Below are 19,944 nucleotides of genomic sequence, written 5' to 3'. Positions count from 1 at the left end.
CGGTGAGGGCACGGTTGCCGGGAGGAGGGAGGGGGACGGTGCGGACCAGGCTGCCCGTCGCGCTGCTCCTCCTGCTGTCCTGGTTCCTGCCCGCGACCGCCCACGCCCTGCCCGCCGAACGGGTCACGCATGCGGTGGCGGCCTGGCGGGCTCAGGAGCAGCCGGGGCTCGGCCAGGAGCCGTACCACCACACCACGATGCAGGCCCGGCACGGCCTGCTCGGCCTGGCGGGTCCAGCCGGGCCTGCCGTGCTCCCGTCCGGCCTGCCGCATCCGGCGCCCGCGCGGGCCGCCGTCGGCACAAGCCCCGGTCCGGACGCTCCGTCGGGCCGCCGGCCCGAGGCGGCGTCGGCGCGGGGGCCTCCCTCCACAGGGTTCTGAGATTCCCTGTCCCGCACATCTGAGCCTGTGGAGGCTTTCATGTTCCGTGCGCCTGTTTGGCGTGCGGTGGCGGCGCTTGCCGTCATCGCGATCTCCTTAGCTTTTGCCCTGACCACCGCGCCGCGCTTGGGCCTGGACCTGCGCGGCGGTACCCAGCTCGTTTTCGAGGCGAAGGACTCGCCGACCGTCAAGGCCGACGCGGCCGCCACCGACCGTGCGCTCGACGTGCTCCGCCAGCGGGCGGACGCGCTCGGCGTGGTCGATCCCACCCTGGTTCGCTCCGGCGAGAAGCGGATCATCGTCGAGCTGCCCGGCGTGCTCGACCCACGGCAGGCGGCCGAGGTGATCGGCCGGACCGCGCAGCTGGCCTTCCATCCTGTTCTCGGCGCAGGCGATTCTTCAGGCGTACGCGACGAGAACGGCGAGCCGCTCAGGCTCGGGCCCGCGGCCATCACCGGCGACGGCGTGAGTGACGCCGTCGAGCAGAGCGATCCGCAGCGCGGCCCCGGCTGGTGGGTGCGCATCGACTTCCGCGACGCCGGCGCCTGGCAGCGGCTGACCGGGGCGGCGGCGTGCGAGCCGCAGGGCGATCCCAAGCGCAGGATCGCGATCGTGCTCGACCAGGAGATCATCTCCTCTCCGCCGCTCGACCCGTCGATCCCGTGCCGTACCGGCATTCCCGGCGGCGGCGCCGACATCACCGGGTCGTTCACCCACGAGGAGGCACGCGACCTGGCCGTGCTCATCAAGGGCGGCGCGCTTCCCGTTCCGCTGACCCTGGTGGAGCAGCGTACGGTCGGACCCACGCTCGGGGCGGCGGCCATCGAGGCCAGCGCCCAGGCGGCGGTGGCCGGGCTGGTGCTGACCGCCGTGTTCATCGTGGCGGTCTACCGGGTGTCCGGGCTGCTCGCGGCGGTGGCGCTGGCCTGCTACGGGCTGATCTCGTATGCGGCGCTGGTGGCGATGGGGGCGACGTTCACGTTGCCGGGACTGGCGGGGTTCGTGCTGGCGATCGGCATGGCCATCGACGCCAACGTGCTCGTCTTCGAACGGGCCAGGGAGGAACACGGTTCCCGGCGCGGGCTCGGGCGGGCGCTGGACCTGGGGTTCAGGAACGCCTGGAGCGCGATCGCGGACTCCAACGTCACCACTCTGATCGCGGCCGGGCTGCTGTTCTGGCTGGCCTCGGGACCGGTCAAGGGGTTCGGAGTGACGCTGGCGATCGGCGTGCTGGCCTCGCTCGTCTCCGCCATGGTGATCACTCGCGTGCTCGTCCACAGCGTCATCGGCAGGATCGGGCCGCGCGCGTCGGGGCTGGCCTCCCAGGGGGCCGTGCGGAGCTGGCTGGCGCGCAGGAACCCACGGCTCATGGCCGCCAGAAGGTTGTGGCTGGCGGTGGCCGGCGGGCTGGCGGTGGTGGCCGTGGCCGGGTTGCTGGTGCGCGGGCTGAACGTCGGCGTGGAGTTCACCGGCGGGCGGCTCGTGGAGTTCGCCACGTCGAAGCCCGTTCCCGCCGACGTCGCCGGGCAGGCGGTGGCGCGGGCCGGGTTCCCGTCGGCGGTGGTGCAGTCCACGGACGACGGCGTCGCGGTGCGGGCGGCGAGTCTGGGCCTGGACGAGGTGGCCAGGATCGAGCAGGCGCTGGCGCCGCACGGGGGTGAGGTGAGCAAGACGCGCGAGGAGTTCATCGGTCCCAGTCTGGGCGAGGAGCTACGGCGCAACGCTCTCGTGGCGCTCGGGGTGGCCGTGGCCATGCAGCTGCTGTATCTGGCGATCCGGTTCCGGTGGACGTTCGGGGCGGCGGCGGTGCTGGCGCTGCTGGTGGACGTGGCCGTCGTGGTCGGGTTGTTCGCGTGGCTGGGCAAGCCGATCGACGGGATCTTCGTGGCGGCGATGCTGACGATCGTCGGGTATTCGGTGAACGACAAGGTGGTGGTGTTCGATCGGGTCCGGGAGTTGTGGACCTCCCGGGGCGGGTTCGCGGCGGCGGTCGACGGGGCCATCGTGCAGACGCTGCCGCGTACGGTGAACACCGGGCTCGGCGCGTTGTTCATCCTGGTGGCGTTGATGGTCTTCGGCGGCGACTCGCTGCGGGACTTCTCCATCGCGCTGGTGGCCGGGATCGTCACGGGGACGCTGTCGTCGGCGTTCGTGGCCGGGCCGGCGGCCGTCGTGCTCGCCCGGTTCGACCGCCGCCCGCCCGCCCCTCCGGCCGGGCGCACCGCCCCGCGCGATCGTACGGGCAGCGGGGCGGTGGTCTGATCCACGGCGCATAGCGCGTCGCCCACCCTTGGGCCCTGGCCGCGCTGCATGTGCCACCTTCCGTGCCTCTGCCCGCGCCTCCTGGGGAGTCGCGGAGCAGGGGCACGGTGGGTCGGCCGAGGCCGGCGCGCCGGCGGGCGCCTGCCGATCCGGGCTGGAGTTCTCCTTCAGGCGGCCGCGTAGATGAGCGCGCCCGCGCGTTCGAAGGGAACGACGTTGCCGTTGAGGATCACTTTGGCGGCATTCGGCGCCGCGATCGCGATGGCCCGGGCCGGGTCGGTGCTGGCGGTCAGCCCGCTGCCGTCGATGCGTACGGTGCCGTCCCCGCCGAAGGTCACGGCCAGGTCCTTGACCGCGGCAGGCGCCTTGACCAGGGTCGCGCCGGCACGTTCGACCGACGAGCCGTCGACCATCACGATCGACCCGGCGTCGGCGTAGAGCAGCTGGCCGTCGAAGGTGTAGGAACCGAACGCGCGCGGCGCCTTCGGGGTCCAGGACTTGTAGTAGACCCCCGCGCCGCCGTTCAGGCTGAGGGCTGTCGCCTGGTACGACGGGATGGTGCCCACGGGGAGCCGTTCCACCGTCACGGACGTGTCGGCCGCGCCCCTGGACGGCACCAGGAGGGTGTCGAAGGTTTGCTGGCCGGTGTCCGTCTTGACGTAGGAGGCGTATTTCGCGTTCTCCACCGAGTAGAACCGCGGCGCGTAGAAGCCGTCGCGCAGGGTGGAGGCGACCTCGGCCGGGTCGGCGGGGACGATCGTGAGGTTCGCGCCCGTCGCGAAGGCGGTGGTCGTGGCCTCCGTCCCGGAGCGGATCGAGGGCTTGGCGCCCGAGGCGAAGTGCCAGTTCTGCTCGTAGCGGTGCCTGGCGGTGTCCACCGGCGTGAGCCGGTCGGAGACCACCCACAGGCCCGAGTGCAGCGACAGGACCGACCGTTCGTGGCGAGCACCGGCGGAGCTGTCGGTGTACGCGCCGATCAGATCGAAGGCGGGGTTGGTGATCAGAGGCGAGATCGCGCCTGCCGCGGTCGAGGTCTGCGGGTTGTCGTCGATCTCGATCGTGTTGTGCGCCTCCGTGGTTTTCCGCAGCCATTGCGCGCGGGCGTCCGTGCTGTAGGTGAAGGTGCCCATGTCAGGCAGGAGCGGCCGGCCGTAGGCGTAAGCGGTGATCGCCAGCTCGTCCGGGTGGCTGTGGTTGCCGCGGTCGGCGTTGATCCGGAGGTGGGAGTCGTCGGCGGTCCAGCCGGAGCGGGAGACCGCGACCCGGGTGTCCGGGTAGAGGGCGGAGGTGTGCGCCGGCTTCTCGCCCGACTTGCCGGAGGTGCCGGCGTAGAGGAGTTCGGGGTCATTGAGCAGCTGGCCCAGCTTCCCGAGGGTGCTGCGCAGGTCGAGGGAGTCGCTGTCGCCGTAGGCCGGGCCGTATCCGCTGGGATAGCTCTGGTCCATGAGGAAGCGGGCCAGCTGTCGCAGCTTGGCGGTGGCGGTGAACGCGATGCCGTTGCGCTGCATGTAGGCGACGACGTCCACGTACTGGCTGAGGTAGCCCCGCAGGTAGGCGTCCGTGGATTCCTTGTAGCCGCCGTCGGCGTAGGTCGAGTCGTTGAGCTGGGCCGAGAGGAAGTTGGCGGCGTTGGTCCGCCACGCCGGCGCCACGCGGAACTCCGGGAAATAGACGGAGGCGTGCAACAGCGTGATCTTCTGCGACTGCATCTTGTTCGGCGTGGCGTTGACGTTCTCCTGCAGGTACAGGCCCGCCCGGTTCATCGTCTTGAGGATCGCGGTGTTGGCCTCGGGGGTCAGCGACGGGCTCTTGCGCAGGATCTCGTAGGCCGCGATCCAGTTGTGCAGGCGGCGCGCGGCGTGCAGGTTGCCCGGGTAGGAACCGGCGCCCTGAATGGCGTCGTAGGCGTCGGCGTCCTTGATGAAGTCGGTCATCAGGCCGATGAGCGTGCGGGCGTACTGCTCGTTGCCCGTCTTCTGGTACTCCAGCGCCAGCGGGCCGGCGAAGTAGAAGCGGGGAAGCTGGTAGAGATACTCCATGTCGGCGATGAGATACTCCTTGTCGGCACCGCCGGGGAGCTTCCAGTCGAAGCCGCCGGGGTCGCCCTCCCAGGAGAACGTGTTCTGCACAGTGTTGGACCAGGTGCGGGTGGCCTCGTCGAAGGTCTCGGCGTTGCCGTACAGCATGATGTCCTTCGCGGTGTCGGCCGTGCCGGTCAGCGTCAGCTCCGCTTTCTTCACGCCGGTGACGCCGTCGAGGTCGAACCGCAGGTACGCCTTGCGCGTCTCGCCGGTGAACGGCCCCGCACCCTGGTCGCTGACCTGCATGTAGTACTTGGTGCCGTACACGCTGCCCGGGTGGGCCGCCCAGATGTAGGTGTCGTGCGTGGGGTGAAGGGTCTTCACCGATCCGTCGGCCAGGGTCAGCCGGAGGGTGGGCTTGCCCGACCCCTTGCTCCTGCTGTTGATGAGGGCGATGACCGCGTCCTTGTACCGGCTCATCAGGAAGAATCCGGGCTTGCCGCTGGTGATGCTGCTCGTGACGTCTGCCGTGACCGTCTTTTCCCCCGGGCCGAAGGTCAGCGTCTTGATGTAGACCTCGCCCGATCCCAGCGTCCAGATGTGGCTGGCGGTCAGCTCGAGTGCGCCCGGCCAGGTCGTGTGCGAGAAGCCACCCGCCTCGATCGCCGGGCGCGCGCGGTAGTAATCCAGCAGCCGCTGCTTGGCCAGCGCGTAGGCGCCCGCCTTCACCGCGCTCTCCACGGGCTTCAGGCCCGCGAGCGCGTAGTTCAGCCGCGGCCCCACCGTCCAGGCGCCGGCGCTCCACCTGCCGAAGAAGCCCGCGTCGGACAACGCAGCCGCGGCGGCCGGAGGGGCCGGCACCAGGCACGCGGCAACCAGAATCAGGACGGCGAGCCGCCGCCACGAGGGAGACATGCACGCCAACGTAGAGGTGCGCGGTATATCCGCGGTATGTCGGGCGCCGTCGACGCTGTGTTGTGCCGGGTCTCGGGCGCGGTCGGGGACACCCTCGAGGGTGTGCCGGTCCTCACCTCGTCGCCCGGCGCCGGCCGTTCGATCCCGGCAGGCAGTGGCTGCCCGACGCCGACCGTGCCGCCTTCACCCTCAGCTGAGGCGTGAGGTTTCACGTGCGATGAGCCGGACCGCCTGCCGTATCACCTCCGCCTGGGCCGGGGCCAGCCCGTCGAGGAACGGCTCGACCGTCTCGACGTTCCACGTGGGCCCGGCCGGCCCGGCGTCGGCCAGCAGGTGGCGCACGCTGTACTCGGCGACGATCTCGGCCAGCGGCGCGATCCGCGGGTCGTCCGGCTCGGCGTCGGCCAGCTCGTCGAGCCTGCGGTAGAACTCGTGCCCGCGCGCCTGCAGCTCAGGATCCGCGGCGAGCGTCTCCAGCATGGAGAACGCGCGTTGCCGGTCGGGCGACGCCGACACGGTGTCCATCAGCACCAGCAGCTCGCGGTCCCAGGCCGCGGCTTGCGACGTGGGGAGATCGACCGCCCGCAGGAAGGCCAGCAGGTCGGTCGAAGCGGTGTCCTCCGGGGCCAGCCTCCCGGCCTCGGCCTGCTGGAGCACCTCGGCCAGGCGTCGCCGCCGGTCCCGGATCGCCTGCTCCTGCCTGGCCAGGTCGGCGTCGATCTCGGCGAGGATCTCGGGCAGTTCCCTGGACCGGTCGTGGGCGATGACGTCGCGCACCTCTTCCAGGCTCAGCCCGAGCGCGACGAGACGGCGGACGCGGGCCAGGGCGATGGCGTCGCGCATGCCGTACTCGCGGTAGCCGTTGGCCCGGCGGGGCGGCTCGGGGAGGACGCCCTGGTGGTGGTAGTAGCGCACCGTCCGGGTGGACACTCCGAGCAGCGCGGCGAGCTCTCCGATCCGCATGACACCATTAAGACCTTGACGTCACGTCAAGGTCAAGCGGGCATGAACCGGCCTCCTGACCGGTCACCACCAGTCCTTCTTCGATTGCCTCCATATTCCTAGACGGATCGCCTCGCCGACCACAAAAGCAAAGAAGAGGCAATACGCACCGAAGTTGATGGCCCCGCGCAGAATCGTTCCGACCTCGGCCACGTACGTCTCTTCACTGATCACGACCCAGGGCTGCTCCAGGTCCGTGGCGCCCTGTTCGTCCAATGCGTACCGGCGGGCGTAACCGCCGTCGAGTGCTCTGTAGTCGTAGCTGTTGACCTTCGCGCACGAAGTCCGGTTGTCCGTGCAGACGAGTGACACATTGCCATGATCGGAGCTCACCCACACCGCTACGCCAACCGCCGCGAACAGCAGCCACAACGGCACCGACCGCCAGAGAGCCGACCGCTCGCGCACCCGCGGCCTCGGCTCCACCGCTCCCCAATGGATGAGAAGACCCCGGATCATCAGAATGCCGAACAACAGCCACGGCATAAATGCGAGAAGGGGCTCTAATTTTCTCGGCAGGGGAACACCATGGCTCATTGTCGCCACCACGAGATAACCGGCCATCAGCGCCAGGAAAAGAAACCGCGAACCGAGAAATGTCAGCACACGCCTCGCGACCATGCGCTGATCGTAGTACGGGCCAGGACACGGTAATAGGCTTCCCGCACCTAGTGATCAATTCCCTGCTGTCACGTCAATGTCGAAGCGGGGGGCGCATGGCCTTCAGGAAGAGGTCGACGAGCGTGTCGGCGTACTCGGGGGTCAGCGGGCCGGAACGCAGCAGCCAGCGTTGGAAGAGGGGGGCGTACAGCAGCTCCAGCGCCAGGTCGAGATCGGCGTCCGCGGCGATCTGCCCGGCCCGCTGCGCGCTGCGCAGCCGGGCCTTCTTGGCCTCGTCGACGGGGCCCGCCAGCTTCTCCCGGTATTGGGCGGCGAGGCCGGGATCGTTGATGATCTCGGTGGTGAGCGCCCGGATCGGCGCCTCGAACGCCGGATCGGCGAATTCGGCCACCGTCGCCCGCATCACGACCTTGAGATCGGCCTCGATGTCGCCCGTGTCGGGCAGCGCCATGCCGCTGTCCGCGCTCGGCTCGCTCAACGCCAGGATGGAGTCGAAGACCACCGCCCCCTTGGAGGGCCACCACCGGTAGATCGTCTGCTTGCCCACGCCGGCCCGCGCGGCGATGGCCTCGATCGTGAGCTTGGCGTATCCCACCTCGGAGACCAGCTCGCGGGCGGCGGCGAGGATGGCCTGCCGGGACCGCTCGCTGCGGCGGGTGGGGTCGGGCTGCTTGGACATGCCCGGCATCCTACCACTGCAGTGAGACGAGACGTTCCGTCTTGGCGATGGTCGCATCATGAGGCCGCCGGAGATCCGGCGGCCTCATGACTGTGGTCAGGATGCTCTGGTGAGCATGCCGTGCGGATCGAGCACGTACTTGCGTGCGGCCCCCTCGTCGAACTCGTGGTATCCCCGCGGCGCCTGGTCGAGCGGGATCGGTGTGGCGTTGACCGCCTTCGCGATCTGCACCCGGTCGTGCAGGATCGCCATCATGAGCTGGCGGTTGTACCGCATGACCGGGCACTGGCCGGTGACGAAGCTGTGCGACTTCGCCCAGCCGAGACCGATCCGGATGGACAGCGACCCTTGCTTGGCGGCCTCGTCCGCGGCCCCCGGATCTCCCGTCACGTACAGGCCCGGGATGCCGAGCGCGCCACCCGCCCTGGTGACGTCCATGAGCGAGTTGAGCACGGTGGCAGGACGTTCCACCTCCGACTCGTGGCCGTGGCCCCGCGCCTCGAAGCCGACCGCGTCGACGGCGCAGTCCACTTCCGGCTCGCCGATGATGTGCAGGATCTGGTCCTTCGGCTCACCCAGGGCGACGTTGATGGTCTCGCAGCCGAAACTGTGCGCCTGGTCGAGGCGCTCCTTGTTCAGGTCGGCGACGATGACCACGGCGGCGCCGAGCAGGAACGCCGAGGCGGCCGCGGCCAGCCCGACCGGGCCGGCGCCGGCGATGTAGACGGTCGAGCCCGGCTTCACCCCCGCGCTCACACAGCCGTGGAACCCGGTCGGGAAGATGTCCGCGAGCATGGCCAGGTCGAGGATCTTCTCCATGGCCCGGTCCTTGTCGGGGAACTTCAGCAGGTTCCAGTCGGCGTAGGGCACGAGGACGTAGTCGGCCTGTCCGCCGACCCAGCCGCCCATGTCGACGTAGCCGTACGCCGACCCCGGCCGGTCCGGGTTGACGTTCTCGCAGACTCCGGTCTTGCCCTCCTTGCAGTTGCGGCAGCGGCCGCAGGCGATGTTGAACGGCACGGACACGAGGTCGCCGGTCTTGATGTACTCGACATCGGGGCCGGTCTCGACGACCTCACCGGTGATCTCGTGGCCGAGGACGAGCCCCGAGGGCGCCGTGGTGCGGCCGCGGACCATGTGCTGGTCGCTGCCGCAGATGTTCGTCGCGACCGTCTTGAGTATCGCGGCGTGCGGCAGCTTGCGACCGACGTTGGCCGGGTTCACCCCGGGGCCGTCCTTGAGCTCGAATGTCGGATAGTCGGTCTCGCGTACCTCGACCTTGCCTGGGCCTTCGTATGCGACTCCCCTGTTGCCAGGCATGGCGATCTCTCCCTCGCTCGCAAGTGGCGGACGTACGGTCGTTCACGAGCTCATGGATCACCCCCTCCGGCCGAGATGCCAACGTCGGCGGCCGTGCCCGACACGGTCCCTGAGCTGATCGTCCTGCGGCGCACGGGCCCCCGGAACCTGACCCGCCAGCTCCTCCCGGGCGGCCTCGGGCCGCGGTTCCCTGGCGCCCGTGATCTCCCCGGCAGCTCCCTGCTCGGCCATCTCGGGCAGTTCGCGCGCCGGGCGGGCGACCACGTCGTACACGACGACGGCCACCACCGCGCCGATGACGGGCCCGGCGATGTAGACGCCGATCTGCGCCCAGGGCGTGTCGCCGCCGAACAGGCTGTTGGCCAGGTAAGGGCCGAAGGTCCGAGCCGGATTGACCGAGCCGTTCGTCGACGGGCCGATCAGGAAGATCTCTCCCGCCACCGCCAGTCCGATCATCAGCCCGGCCCATCCGGCCGGCGCCCGGCGATCGACGGCCAGCGCCATGATCGTGAGCAGTAGCAGGAACGTGCCGAGCGCTTCGAGCAGGATGCCCTGCGCGTAGTTCACGCCCTCGCCGAGCCGGGTCAGCCCGACACCGCCCGGATCGATGGCCCGCCGGCCGAATCCGCCCACGATGAGCAGTCCGCCGACGAACGCGCCGACGAGCTGGGCGGCAATGTAGAACGGCACCTCCGCCCACGGGAACCTGCGCCCCGTGGCGAGGGCGATGGTGACCGCGGGATTGATGTGAGCCCCAGAGGTGCTGCCGAACGCGTAGATGACGATCGCGACGACGAAGGCGAACGACAGCGAGATGAAGCCGAGCGCGGCGTAGTCCAGCTGTCCCGTCCCGAACACGAGCGCCGCCACGACCGACCCGGCGCCGAAAAGGACGAGCAACATCGTTCCGATTGCTTCCGCGACGAGCCGTCGCGGCAGGTCTCCAACCATCGCAACCCCCGATGACGATGGTTTGCTCCCAATATTCAAATATAACCCTGTGGGCCCGGACACTCCGGGTCGATGGGCAAAGCCCGGCCCACGGAACGGTTTCACCAACCGCAAGGCGCCGGGCCGACAATAAATAGGTGGCATTCGCGGAAAGCCCCGGGCTACCGTGGTCCACGTCGAACGCAGGACGTCAGGAAAGGCCAGGCCATGCGCTACGCAGCCGTCGCACACGAGCGGGAACGGCATCTCTATCGCCGAGCCGCCGTGTCCGGTCTCGCGCTCGCCGACCCGGCCCCGGGATGATCCTCGCAAGAGGGAATCCGCAGGCCGCCGGAGACGCATCCAGGCGGCCTTTCTCTTTTTCTTCGGGCTGATGGTGAAAAGGCATCACACCTGCCTTGCAAGCAGGAGTTCGGGTTTCGAGATCCCGTCGGTCCACGCTGGAATATACGCGTCCGTGGCCCAATGGCAGAGGCACCGGCCTAAGGAGCCGGACGGTGCGGGTTCGAATCCCGCCGGACGTACGTAATACGCGCCCCGTTGGTCTAGTGGTCAGGACGCCCGGCTTTCATCCGGGAAATCTCCGGTTCGAGTCCGGTACGGGGTACTTTGCGCGAGCTGGGCACGTGGGAGCCCACCCGGCTGTGAACCGGACGCTTCGGCTCTGGCTGTTCGGGAAACGGCCCTACGTTCGACTCCGTCCTCGCGCACGATCCCAGCCGGCCGGGTTGACAGGATGCGCGGTTGATCGTGTAATGGCGGTCGCGTCGCGTGACGCCGGCCGGGTGGACGGCGGCGGCATGGAGGCGCCGAATCAAAGGGGATGCCGCCGTGACCACTCACACCATCGGTCGTGCCTGACCGCGTAGTCCCCGCGCGACGTCCCATGCCTTCGGCGGTGTAGTCGACCCGCCGTCTCTTCCGGCATGCCGTGCGGGTTTCCCATGTCCTCGACTCCCATCCCGCCTGGAGAGAAAACACGCATGCCCATGGACTTCAACCAGCAGATCATCGACGAATTCCGCGCCAACAAGGGGCAGGTCGGCGGCCCCTTCGAAGGAGCCAGGCTGCTCCTGCTGACGACCGTCGGCGCGAAGACGGGCGCCCGCCATACGACGCCGCTCGGCTACCTGCCCGACGGCGACCGCATCCTCGTCATCGCCTCGGCCGGCGGCTCGCCTGCCCACCCGGCCTGGTACCACAACCTGCGGGCCAACCCGCAGGTCACCGTGGAGGACGGCGTCTTCACCTACCAGGCGAAGGCCGTCGTACTGGAGGGCGAGGAGCGGGATCGTATGTTCGCCCGCGCGGTGGAGGCCGACTCCGGGTGGGCTGCCTACGAGACGCGGTCGGGCCGGGTCCTGCCGGTGGTCTCGCTCATCCCGATCGACAACGGGCCGCCGGCCGGGCCCATGGGCGACGCGCTCAAGCGGCTGCACGACGCCTTCCGCAGGGAGCTGGCGCTGATCCGCCGGGAGGTCACCGCGTCAGGGCCGCGGCTGGGCGCGCAGTTGCGGGTCAACTGCCTGACCCTGTGCCAGGGGCTGCATGTGCACCATGAGCGCGAGGACGGGTTCATGTTCCCCGCGCTGGAGGGGCGGCATCCGGAGCTGGCCGCGGCGTTCGAGCGGCTGCGCGCGGAGCACGCCGTCGTGCAGGAGCTTCTCGGGCGACTGCAGGAGCTCCTGGCGGCGGACGACGTCGCTCCCGAGGCGCTGTCCATCGAGGTGAACCGCCTCACCGCGGAGCTCGAGGCGCACCTCGACTACGAGGAGGAGCAGCTCGTTCCGCTGCTCAACGGCGCCTAGTTCTCCGTCTGTCCCGTATTTGGGATATATTCCCGGATATGAGACAGGCTGAGGAGCTGGATACCCGGCTGGCCGAGCGGCTGGCGGAGCTGCGGGTCGAGCGTGGCTGGTCGCTGGACGAGCTGGCCCGGCGGGCCGCGATCAGCCGCTCGACCCTGTCCCGTCTGGAGCGCGGTGAGATCAGCCCGACCGCGGCGCTGCTCAACAAGCTCTGCGCAGTCTACGAGCGCACGATGTCCCGCCTGCTGGCCGAGGTCGAGTCCGAGCCGCCGCAGCTGGTGCGGGCCGAGGCCCAGCAGGTGTGGCGGGACGAGGAATCCGGCTTCGTCCGCAGATCGGTGTCGCCGCCGCACCCCGGCCTGCGTGGCGAGGTCGTCGAGGGCATCCTGCGGCCGGGCGCGGACATCGTCTACGACGCGCCTGCGGTTCCCGGGCTCGAGCAGCACATCTGGGCGCTGGACGGCACGGTGGAGATCACCGCGAACGGTCACGCGCACACTCTCGAAACCGGTGACTGCCTGCGGTTCCGCCTCTGGGGCGCCTCCCGTTTCCGCTGCCCGGGACCGGACCCGGTGCGTTACGCCCTACTCGTCGTCCTGCCATGAAAGCCGAGGAATCGTCCGTGCACACCATCGAGCGCCTGTCCGCCGCGGAGTTCGAGGCCAGTGTGAAGGAACTGGCCGATCTGCTCGTCGACGCCGTGGACGACGGCGCCTCCGTGGGGTTCCTGGCGCCGTTCGACCATGAGGCTGCCGCCGGTTGGTGGCGGGCGCAGGCCCCAGCCGTGGCCGAGGGCCGCCTGATGGTGTGGGTCGCCCGCGATGGCGCCGGCATCGACGCCACCGTCAGCCTGGCGCTGGCCGCCAAGCCCAATGCCCGCCATCGGGGCGAGATCGTCAAGCTCATGGTGCACCGCGAGGCGCGCGGCCGGGGCCTGTCGCGGGCCCTGCTGGCCACGGCCGAGCGGGCCGCCCTGGAGGCCGGGGCCGATCTGCTGCTCCTGGACACCGAGACCGGCAGCACCGCCGAGCACGTCTACCTCACCGGCGGCTGGACGCGTTACGGCATCGTCCCCGAGTACGCCGGATCGCCGGACGGCACGCTGCGCGACTGCAGCTTCTTCTACAAGCGGCTCACGTCAGGCTCCGCGTGAGCACGTCGAGTCCCTCTGCAAGGGGCTCACGTCAGACTCTGCGTGAGCGCATCGAGGTCGGCCAGGCGCTCGGCGGGTGACAGGCGCGCGGCTGCGGCGACGAGCAGCAGCTCGGTGACGGCGATCTCGTGCGCCAGCGGCGCGATCGGCCCCGCGGCCTCGCGCGGCAGGCTGACCAGCACCTCCGCATGGGGGGCCAGCGGCGACCCCCAGGCGTCCGTGACGAGCACCAGCCGCGCCCCCCGCTCGCGGGCAGCGTGTACGAACCGGGCGGTGGCGGGGGAATAGCGGCGGAAGTCGTAGGCCACGATCACGTCGGAAGCCCCCAGGTCCAGCAGGGTACGAGCGCGGCCATGCGCCGGCTCGGGCACCCGGTGCGCGCCGGGACGCAGGCTGGCGAGCTGGCGGATCAGATATTCGGCCGCCAGCTCGCTCAGCGGCCCGCCCAGCGCCCACACCGTGCGGGCCTCGGCCAGTAGCGCCGCCGCGGCCGTGAGCAGGGGCTCGGAGACAGCCGCAAGCGTGCCGTCCAGACCCGAGCGCAGGTCTTCCGCGGCCCGCCGCACCTCGGGCAGGCCGGCGGACGGCTGAGCGCGGGGAGCACCCGGCGCGGTGACGAATTCCAGCAGCCGTGAACGGTCCCGCGCCCCGTCCCTGACGGCGGCCTGGAACTCGGCGAACCCGGCGTACCCGAGCCGGTCGAACAGCCGCGAGGCCGTCGGCGGGCTGACCCCCGCACGCTCGGCGAGCGCGCGCAGCGAGCCGAGCGCCGCGAACGGATAGTCGTCGAGCAACACCCGCACGATCGCGCGTTCGCCGGGCGGCAGCTCGGAGTAGACGGCGCTGAGGCGGCTCGCCACCGGATCGTTCTCCATGATGACAATTGTTACATGGATCTCCACTTGCGCGCACTTACGGAACGAATGTTACGGTGGCGGGCATGAGTACCTGGCATGGTTTGATCGACAGCCGCTACCGGCGCTGGCTGCCGGTCACCGACGACACCCCAGCCGTCTCGCTGAATGAGGGCAACACCCCGCTGCTGCGTTCGGCGTACCTGTCCTCGCTCACCGGCTGCGAGGTGTGGCTGAAGGTCGAGGGGGCCAACCCGACAGGGTCGTTCAAGGACCGCGGCATGACGGTGGCGATCAGCAGGGCGGCCGAGCGCGGCGCCGAGACCGTCATCTGCGCCTCCACGGGCAACACCAGCGCCTCGGCCGCCGCGTACGCCGCCCGTGCCGGCCTCACCGCGGCCGTGCTCGTCCCCAAGGGCAGGATCGCACTCGGCAAGCTCAGCCAGGCGGTCCGCTACGGCGCCCGCATCGTGGAGATCGACGGCACCTTCGACGACTGCCTGCGCGTCACCCGCGAGCTGGCCGGCCACCACCCCGTCGCCCTGGTCAACTCCGTCGGCAACGAGCTGCGCCTGGCCGGACAGCGGACCGTCGCCTACGAGATCGTCGACGCGCTGGGCGACGCACCCGACGTGCACTGCCTGCCCGTGGGCAACGGCGGCAACATCACCGCGACCTGGGGCGGCTACCGCACCTACCACGAGGCCGGCCTGGCGGCCCGGCTGCCGCGCATCTGGGGTTTCCAGGCGGCGGGCGCGGCGCCGCTGGTGCACGGCGCGCCGGTCAGCGATCCGCGGACTGAGGCGAGCGCGATCCGCGTCGGCAACCCGGCCACCTGGGACGGAGCCGTCGCCGCTCGTGCGGAGTCCGGCGGGCTGATCGCCGCGGTGGACGACGAGCAGATCTTCGCGGCGTACCGCGAGCTGGCCCGCCGCGACGGCGTCTTCGTCGAACCTGCCTCGGCGGCCGGGGTGGCAGGGCTGCTCGACCGGCACGAGCGGGGCCTGGTGGAGCCGGGCCTGCGCGTGGTGATCACGCTGAGCGGCAATGGGCTCAAGGATCTCGACGCCTCCCTGCGCGACGGCTACACCACGACCGAGACCTCCGCCGCCACCGCGGACGTGGCCCGCGCCCTGCGCCTGGCCGCCTGAGTGCGGCGGGACGGTATCGTTCGCTCGCAGACCATCGACAGGAAAGTTGTGGGATACCTCCATGACTGAAGCGTGCCGTTCTGGTGTGGGATCGACCTCATGAAGAATGCAGGCAGGAAGCGCAGGTTCCCCACGGGAGACCTGGCGAGGGTGGCCGTGTTCGCCGCGCTGATCGCGGTGCTCGGGCTGCCGGGCTCGTTCAACGTCTTCGGCAACGCTGTGCCGATCACGTTGCAGACGCTGGGCGTGATGCTGGCGGGCGCGATTCTCGGCACGTGGCGGGCCGCACTCGCCGTCGTGGTGCTGCTCGTGCTGGTCGCCGCCGGGCTGCCGCTGCTGGCCGGCGGGCGCGGCGGCCTGGGCGTGTTCGCCGGGCCATCGGCCGGATTCCTCATCGGCTGGATCCCCGGGGCCGCCCTGACCGGCTGGCTCGTCGAACGGGCCGGCCGCAACCCGGGGACCGCCCAGCTCGTGCTGGCGTGCCTGGCGGGCGGGGTCGGGGTGGTCTACCTGTTCGGGATCCCCGTACAGGCCGTGGTCACGGGGGCGTCCCTGGGCACGACGGCGTGGTTCGCCCTCGCGTTCGTGCCGGGTGACCTGATCAAGGCGGTGCTGGCCGCGGTCGTGGTCAGGGGCACGCAGCGGGCCTACCCGGACGCGGTGCCCACCGTATACCGCGAGCGGCTGCGGGCCGGCAGGATGCATTGACTCGCGCCCATCCGGCCGGGGAAGTGTCGGCCGAGAGCGGCGGCGGGGCGGGTTCATGCCGGTAGCCGATCACGTCATGCGCCACGCGGCCCTTCGTCCGGGCCGGGTGGCGCTGCGCGGGCCGCTCGGCGAGCTCACTTACGGCGAGCTCGCCGAGAACGTCCACGGTGCCGCGCGGCATCTGCTGCGCCGCGGTGTGAGCCCGGCGTCGCTGGTGGGGATCGGGGTGGCCGACCCGGTGGCGCTGGTGGTGAGCGTGCTGGCGGCGGACCTGGCCGGTGCCACGCCGCTGGTGGGCGACCATGCCTGGGACCGGCGGCGGTGGGCTCGGATGATCGGCGCGGCGGCGGTGGACGTCCTGGTCGACGCGCCGCTGCCGTACGTGCCGGGTCCCGCCGTCGAGCACGTGCCGGGGCCTGGCGACCGGTCGTGGGCGTGCTTCAGTTCGGGCAGCACCGGCCGCCCGCGTGCCGTCGTCCGCACGCGCGCGTCATGGACGGCGTCGTTCCCGCACCTCGACGAGCTGGCCGGGATCGGGCGTGACGACGTCGTGCTGATCCCTGGGCCGCTGTCGTCCTCCTTGTACGCCTTCGCGGCCGTGCACGCCCTGGCCACCGGCGCGACGGCCGTCGTGCCCGGCCGCTGGCCCGCGGGATCGCTGGGCGCGTTCCTCGAACAGGCCACGGTCGTGCATCTGGTGCCGCACCTGCTGCCTGCCGTGCTCGCCGCGCCGGGTGCGCTGCGTACGGCCGTGGCCGGCGGCGCTGCCCTCGACCCCCGGTGGCGGGCGGCGGCGGAGCGGGCCGGGGTGCGGGTGGTGTCGTATTACGGCGCGACCGAGCTGTCGTTCGTCGCGGCGGACGCCGACGGGGGCGGGTTGCACCCTTTTCCGGGCGTCGAGATCGAGGTGCGGACCGGCCCAGGAGGCATGCTGGGCGAGGTGTGGGCGCGTTCGCCGTGGCTGGCCGAGGGATATCTGGGCGGGGCGGCGGGTCCGCTGCGGCGTGACGGTGACGGGTGGATGACGGTGGGCGACCTGGCGCACCCGTACCGGGAAGGAGAGGTGTTGCGGCTGCGCGGGCGCGGCGACGGCGCGATCCAGACCGGCGGCGCCACCGTCGTGCCCGAGGACGTCGAGGACGTGCTGAGGAAGGTGCCCGGCGTGGGGGACATCGTGGTGATCGGCTCGCCGCACCCGTCGCTGGGCTCGGTGGTCACGGCCATCCTGGAGGCCGACGGCGGCGGGCCCCCGCCGCGGGCGCTGCTGGAGGCGGTGGCCAGGAGCGGTCTGGACGTGGCGCAGCGGCCGCGCCGCTGGTACGCGGTGCCGAGCCTGCCGCGCACCCGGGCGGGCAAGCCCGCGCGCGCCCTGGTGGCGGCACGCCTGGCCGCCGACGATCCCGACATCCGGCGGCTGACCTGACATGGCTGCCACACCCATCGGCGCACCGGCAGGCGGCGACCAGCCGACCGGCGCAGGCATCCACCGCGAGCCCACGAGCGACCGGCCGCCCGCCGCAGGCACCGACCGCGAACCCACGAGCGACCGCCCTACCCGGCGCCGGCTCACGGGTGACGAGCCGGTCATCGTGGCCGCGCGTCGGACCCCGATCGGCACGGCCGGGCACGCGTTCAAAAACCTGACCGTGGACCTGCTGGCGGCGCCCGTGATCGAGGCCGTGGCCCGCGACGTCGCCGGACGCCAGGTGGACGACGTGGTGCTGGGCAACTGCATGGGTCCCGGCGGCAACGTGGCCAGGGTGGCGGCGCTGGCGGCCGGGCTGGGTCACGCGGTGCCCGGGGTGACGGTGGACCGGCAGTGCGGCAGCGGGCTGGCCGCGATCCTGCTGGCCGGGCAGGCGGTCCGCGCCGGGGAGGCGGACCTGGTGATCGCGGGCGGGGCGGAGAGCGCCTCGACCGCGCCGCTGCGTACGCACCGGGGGGCGGCCGAGCCGTACGGCCGGGCGCCGTTCACGCCCGCCGGTCACCCTGACCCCGACATGGGACCGGCCGCCGAAGCGCTGGCCGCGGCGCGCGGTGTCACCCGCGAGCGGCAGGACGCCTACGCCTGCCGCAGCCACGCCGCCGCGCTGGCCGCCCGCGAGGCGGGCCGGTTCGCCGAGGAGATCGTCCCGGTCGGCGGGCGGGGTGACGATCAGCGGCCGCGGCCACTGCGGCCGTCGTCGCTGGCCCGGCTGCCTGCGGCGTTCGTGGCGGGCGGTACAGTGACGGCCGGTAATTCCTCCCCGGTCAGCGACGGCGCCGCGGCCGTGGCCATCGTGCCCGAGCGGTTGCGCGCGGGCCTGCCGGGGATGCGGTTGGTGGCCGGGTCTGTCGTCGGGTGCGATCCCGAGCTGCCCGGGTGGGGGCCGGTGCCCGCGGTACGCCGGGTGCTGGCGCGTTCGGGGGTGGATGTGGCGGGGGTCGCCGCGGTGGAGGTCGTGGAGGCGTTCGCGGCGCAGGTGCTGGCCGTCACCGAGGCGCTCGGCCTGGACCCGCTGGGCGCCGACGGGGAGCGGGTCTGCCCGGACGGCGGCGCGCTGGCACTGGGCCATCCGTGGGGCGCCACGGGCGCGGTCGTGGTGACCAGGCTGTTCACCCGGCTCGTCCGCGCCGGCGCCCCGCAGGGAACGCTCGGCCTGGCCGCGGCCGCGGTCGGCGGCGGCCTCGGCGTGGCCGCCCTGTTCGAAGTGGTGAGGTGAGCGTGATCGAGTTCGCCGGCATGCACCTGTGCCTCTGCCGCTGGGTGGCGATGATCGAGTTCGCCGGCGTGCCGGTACGCCTCGGCCTGGGGGTGGTGGAGTGAGGTGATCGAGTTCAGTGATGTGCACGTGCGCCTCGGCCTGCGGGACGTGTTGTGCGGCGTCACCGCCTCCCTGCCGGAGCGGCGCGTCGGCGTGGTCGGGGCCAACGGCTCGGGCAAGAGCACGCTGGCCCGCCTGATCAACGGCCTGGCGATGCCGACGTCGGGCAGCGTCACCGTGCTGGGCATGGACACCCGCCGCCACGCCGCGAAGATCAGGCGCGGCGTGGGCTTCCTGTTCACCGACCCGGACGCGCAGATCGTCATGCCGACGGTGGCAGAGGACGTGGCGTTCTCGCTGCGCCGCAAAGGCCTGCCCCGAGAGGAGGTCGAGCGGCGCGTGGCGGACGTCCTGGCCAGGTACGGCCTGGCCGGCCACGCCGACCACCCCGCGCACCACCTGTCCGGCGGGCAGAAGCAGCTGCTCGCGTTGTGCTCGGTGATGGTGCTGGAGCCGGACGTGCTGGTCATGGACGAGCCGACCACGTTGCTGGACCTGCGTCACTCGCGCCAGGTCGCCGCCCTGCTGCGGGAGATGCCCCAGCAGGTGGTGGTGGTCAGCCACGATCTGCCGTTGCTGGCCGATTTCGACCGGGTGCTGGTGCTGGACCAGGGCCGAGTCGTCGCCGACGGCACGCCCGGCGAGGCCATCGGCCACTACCGCAAGCTCATGTCATGAACGGGCTCACCGGCGCCTACGTCCCCGGCGCCAGCCCGCTGCACCGGCTGCCCGCAGGCGCCAAGCTGGCCGGGCTCGCGCTCGCGTGCACGGTGTTGGTGGTGCTGCGCTCACCGCTCGCGCTGGCGGGGGCGGCGGCCGTGGTGGCCGGGCTCTACGCGGTCTCGCGGGTCGGGGTGGCGGCGGCCTGGGCGCAGGTACGGCCGGTGCGCTGGTTCGCCGTGGCGTTGTTCGGCATGCAGTGGATCTTCGTGGATCTGGCGGGCGCGACGTCCACGACGCTGCGGGTGGTGGTCGCGGTCGCGCTGGCCGGCCTGGTCACGATCACCACCCGCACGTCGGCCATGATGGCCGCGCTGGAACGGTGCCTGCGGCCGGCCAGGTTCGCCGGGCTGGACCCGTTCCGGCTGTCATTGCTGCTGTCGCTGACCGTGCGGAGCGTGCCCGTGCTGGCCGAGCTGGCCACCCGCGTACGGGAGGCCCAGCGGGCCCGGGGTGTCGAGCGCAGCCTGCGGGCCTTCGCCGTGCCGATGGTGGTCAGCGCGCTGCGGCACGCCGATGCGCTGGGGGAGGCGCTCAGCGCCCGCGGCCTGGACGACTGACCCTCCTCCCTCAGGTTTGACTTATATAAGTCGTC

The 19,944-nt window shown here is 71.5% G+C and carries 18 protein-coding genes and 4 tRNA genes; 15 read left to right on the top strand and 7 right to left on the bottom strand.

From position 1 onward, the window contains the following. Positions 1 to 38 precede the first annotated feature (38 nt). Both EDD27_RS16145 and secD read left to right on the top strand, forming a co-directional pair. On the top strand, positions 39 to 380 hold the full coding sequence (locus tag EDD27_RS16145; protein ID WP_127933171.1) for a hypothetical protein: 342 nt from the start codon (positions 39 to 41) through the stop codon (positions 378 to 380). 39 nt (positions 381 to 419) lie between these two features. Then, positions 420 to 2,642, top strand: a complete 2,223-nt coding sequence (secD, locus tag EDD27_RS16140) for a protein translocase subunit SecD (protein WP_127933170.1) — start codon at positions 420 to 422, stop codon at positions 2,640 to 2,642. 167 nt (positions 2,643 to 2,809) lie between these two features. Here the strand turns inward: secD and EDD27_RS16135 are convergent, their stop codons facing one another. From EDD27_RS16135 to EDD27_RS16110, 6 genes are all read right to left on the bottom strand, one after another. Continuing rightward, positions 2,810 to 5,578 (bottom strand): heparinase II/III family protein, encoded by a 2,769-nt coding sequence (locus tag EDD27_RS16135; RefSeq protein WP_127933169.1) that lies wholly within the window; start codon positions 5,576 to 5,578, stop codon positions 2,810 to 2,812. Positions 5,579 to 5,767: 189 nt separating this feature from the next. After that, positions 5,768 to 6,541: a MerR family transcriptional regulator gene (locus EDD27_RS16130; RefSeq protein WP_127933168.1), complete on the bottom strand. Its 774-nt coding sequence runs from the start codon at positions 6,539 to 6,541 to the stop codon at positions 5,768 to 5,770. A gap of 63 nt (positions 6,542 to 6,604) precedes the next feature. Further along, a complete protein-coding gene (locus EDD27_RS16125; RefSeq protein WP_127933167.1) occupies positions 6,605 to 7,201 on the bottom strand; it encodes a hypothetical protein in 597 nt (198 codons plus the stop codon). A gap of 73 nt (positions 7,202 to 7,274) precedes the next feature. Beyond that, entirely contained in the window at positions 7,275 to 7,880 is a 606-nt protein-coding gene (locus EDD27_RS16120) for a TetR/AcrR family transcriptional regulator (RefSeq protein ID WP_127933166.1), read from the bottom strand. Positions 7,881 to 7,976: 96 nt separating this feature from the next. Further along, positions 7,977 to 9,200 carry a formaldehyde dehydrogenase, glutathione-independent gene (gene fdhA / locus EDD27_RS16115; protein WP_127933165.1) on the bottom strand — a complete coding sequence of 408 codons (1,224 nt, stop codon included), beginning with the start codon at positions 9,198 to 9,200 and terminating at the stop codon, positions 7,977 to 7,979. A gap of 57 nt (positions 9,201 to 9,257) precedes the next feature. Further along, entirely contained in the window at positions 9,258 to 10,151 is an 894-nt protein-coding gene (locus EDD27_RS16110; RefSeq protein WP_127933164.1) for an MIP/aquaporin family protein, read from the bottom strand. Positions 10,152 to 10,518: 367 nt separating this feature from the next. Here EDD27_RS16110 and EDD27_RS16105 point away from each other — a divergent pair. The 7 genes from EDD27_RS16105 to EDD27_RS16080 all read left to right on the top strand — a co-directional run bounded on the left by EDD27_RS16105 (position 10,519) and on the right by EDD27_RS16080 (position 13,112). Then, a tRNA-Ala gene (locus EDD27_RS16105) sits at positions 10,519 to 10,589 on the top strand. A 13-nt stretch (positions 10,590 to 10,602) separates the two neighbouring features. Then, positions 10,603 to 10,675 (top strand) — tRNA-Leu (locus EDD27_RS16100). 10 nt (positions 10,676 to 10,685) lie between these two features. Further along, a tRNA-Glu gene (locus EDD27_RS16095) sits at positions 10,686 to 10,758 on the top strand. Positions 10,759 to 10,762: 4 nt separating this feature from the next. Next, a tRNA-His gene (locus EDD27_RS54215) sits at positions 10,763 to 10,861 on the top strand. 273 nt (positions 10,862 to 11,134) lie between these two features. After that, the gene (locus EDD27_RS16090) at positions 11,135 to 11,959 is read left to right on the top strand and encodes a nitroreductase/quinone reductase family protein (RefSeq protein WP_127933163.1); all 825 of its coding nucleotides are present in this window, start codon (positions 11,135 to 11,137) and stop codon (positions 11,957 to 11,959) included. 38 nt (positions 11,960 to 11,997) lie between these two features. After that, positions 11,998 to 12,564 (top strand): helix-turn-helix domain-containing protein, encoded by a 567-nt coding sequence (locus tag EDD27_RS16085; protein ID WP_127933162.1) that lies wholly within the window; start codon positions 11,998 to 12,000, stop codon positions 12,562 to 12,564. A gap of 17 nt (positions 12,565 to 12,581) precedes the next feature. Continuing rightward, positions 12,582 to 13,112 (top strand): GNAT family N-acetyltransferase, encoded by a 531-nt coding sequence (locus tag EDD27_RS16080; protein WP_127933161.1) that lies wholly within the window; start codon positions 12,582 to 12,584, stop codon positions 13,110 to 13,112. Positions 13,113 to 13,138: 26 nt separating this feature from the next. Here the strand turns inward: EDD27_RS16080 and EDD27_RS16075 are convergent, their stop codons facing one another. Beyond that, positions 13,139 to 13,987 (bottom strand): MurR/RpiR family transcriptional regulator, encoded by an 849-nt coding sequence (locus tag EDD27_RS16075; RefSeq protein WP_127933160.1) that lies wholly within the window; start codon positions 13,985 to 13,987, stop codon positions 13,139 to 13,141. Between the two features lie 65 nt (positions 13,988 to 14,052). On the opposite strand from EDD27_RS16075, the gene thrC reads away from it, so the two are divergent. From thrC to EDD27_RS16045, 6 genes are all read left to right on the top strand, one after another. Further along, on the top strand, positions 14,053 to 15,117 hold the full coding sequence (gene thrC / locus EDD27_RS16070; protein ID WP_127933159.1) for a threonine synthase: 1,065 nt from the start codon (positions 14,053 to 14,055) through the stop codon (positions 15,115 to 15,117). Positions 15,118 to 15,216: 99 nt separating this feature from the next. Beyond that, positions 15,217 to 15,825, top strand: coding sequence for a biotin transporter BioY (locus EDD27_RS16065; protein ID WP_127933158.1), 609 nt, complete (start codon positions 15,217 to 15,219; stop codon positions 15,823 to 15,825). A 55-nt stretch (positions 15,826 to 15,880) separates the two neighbouring features. Further along, positions 15,881 to 17,248, top strand: coding sequence for a class I adenylate-forming enzyme family protein (locus EDD27_RS16060; protein WP_127933157.1), 1,368 nt, complete (start codon positions 15,881 to 15,883; stop codon positions 17,246 to 17,248). A 1-nt stretch (position 17,249) separates the two neighbouring features. Continuing rightward, positions 17,250 to 18,527 (top strand): thiolase family protein, encoded by a 1,278-nt coding sequence (locus tag EDD27_RS16055; protein WP_127933156.1) that lies wholly within the window; start codon positions 17,250 to 17,252, stop codon positions 18,525 to 18,527. 105 nt (positions 18,528 to 18,632) lie between these two features. Continuing rightward, positions 18,633 to 19,307: an energy-coupling factor ABC transporter ATP-binding protein gene (locus tag EDD27_RS16050; RefSeq protein ID WP_127933155.1), complete on the top strand. Its 675-nt coding sequence runs from the start codon at positions 18,633 to 18,635 to the stop codon at positions 19,305 to 19,307. Next, the gene (locus EDD27_RS16045) at positions 19,304 to 19,909 is read left to right on the top strand and encodes an energy-coupling factor transporter transmembrane component T family protein (protein WP_127933154.1); all 606 of its coding nucleotides are present in this window, start codon (positions 19,304 to 19,306) and stop codon (positions 19,907 to 19,909) included. Before EDD27_RS16050 ends, EDD27_RS16045 begins: the two co-directional genes overlap by 4 nt. Positions 19,910 to 19,944 lie beyond the last annotated feature (35 nt).

Source organism: Nonomuraea polychroma (genome assembly GCF_004011505.1).
Taxonomy (GTDB): domain Bacteria; phylum Actinomycetota; class Actinomycetes; order Streptosporangiales; family Streptosporangiaceae; genus Nonomuraea; species Nonomuraea polychroma.
The sequence above is the reverse complement of the archived record's forward strand: the minus strand, read 5'-3'. Positions and strand labels throughout refer to the sequence as shown.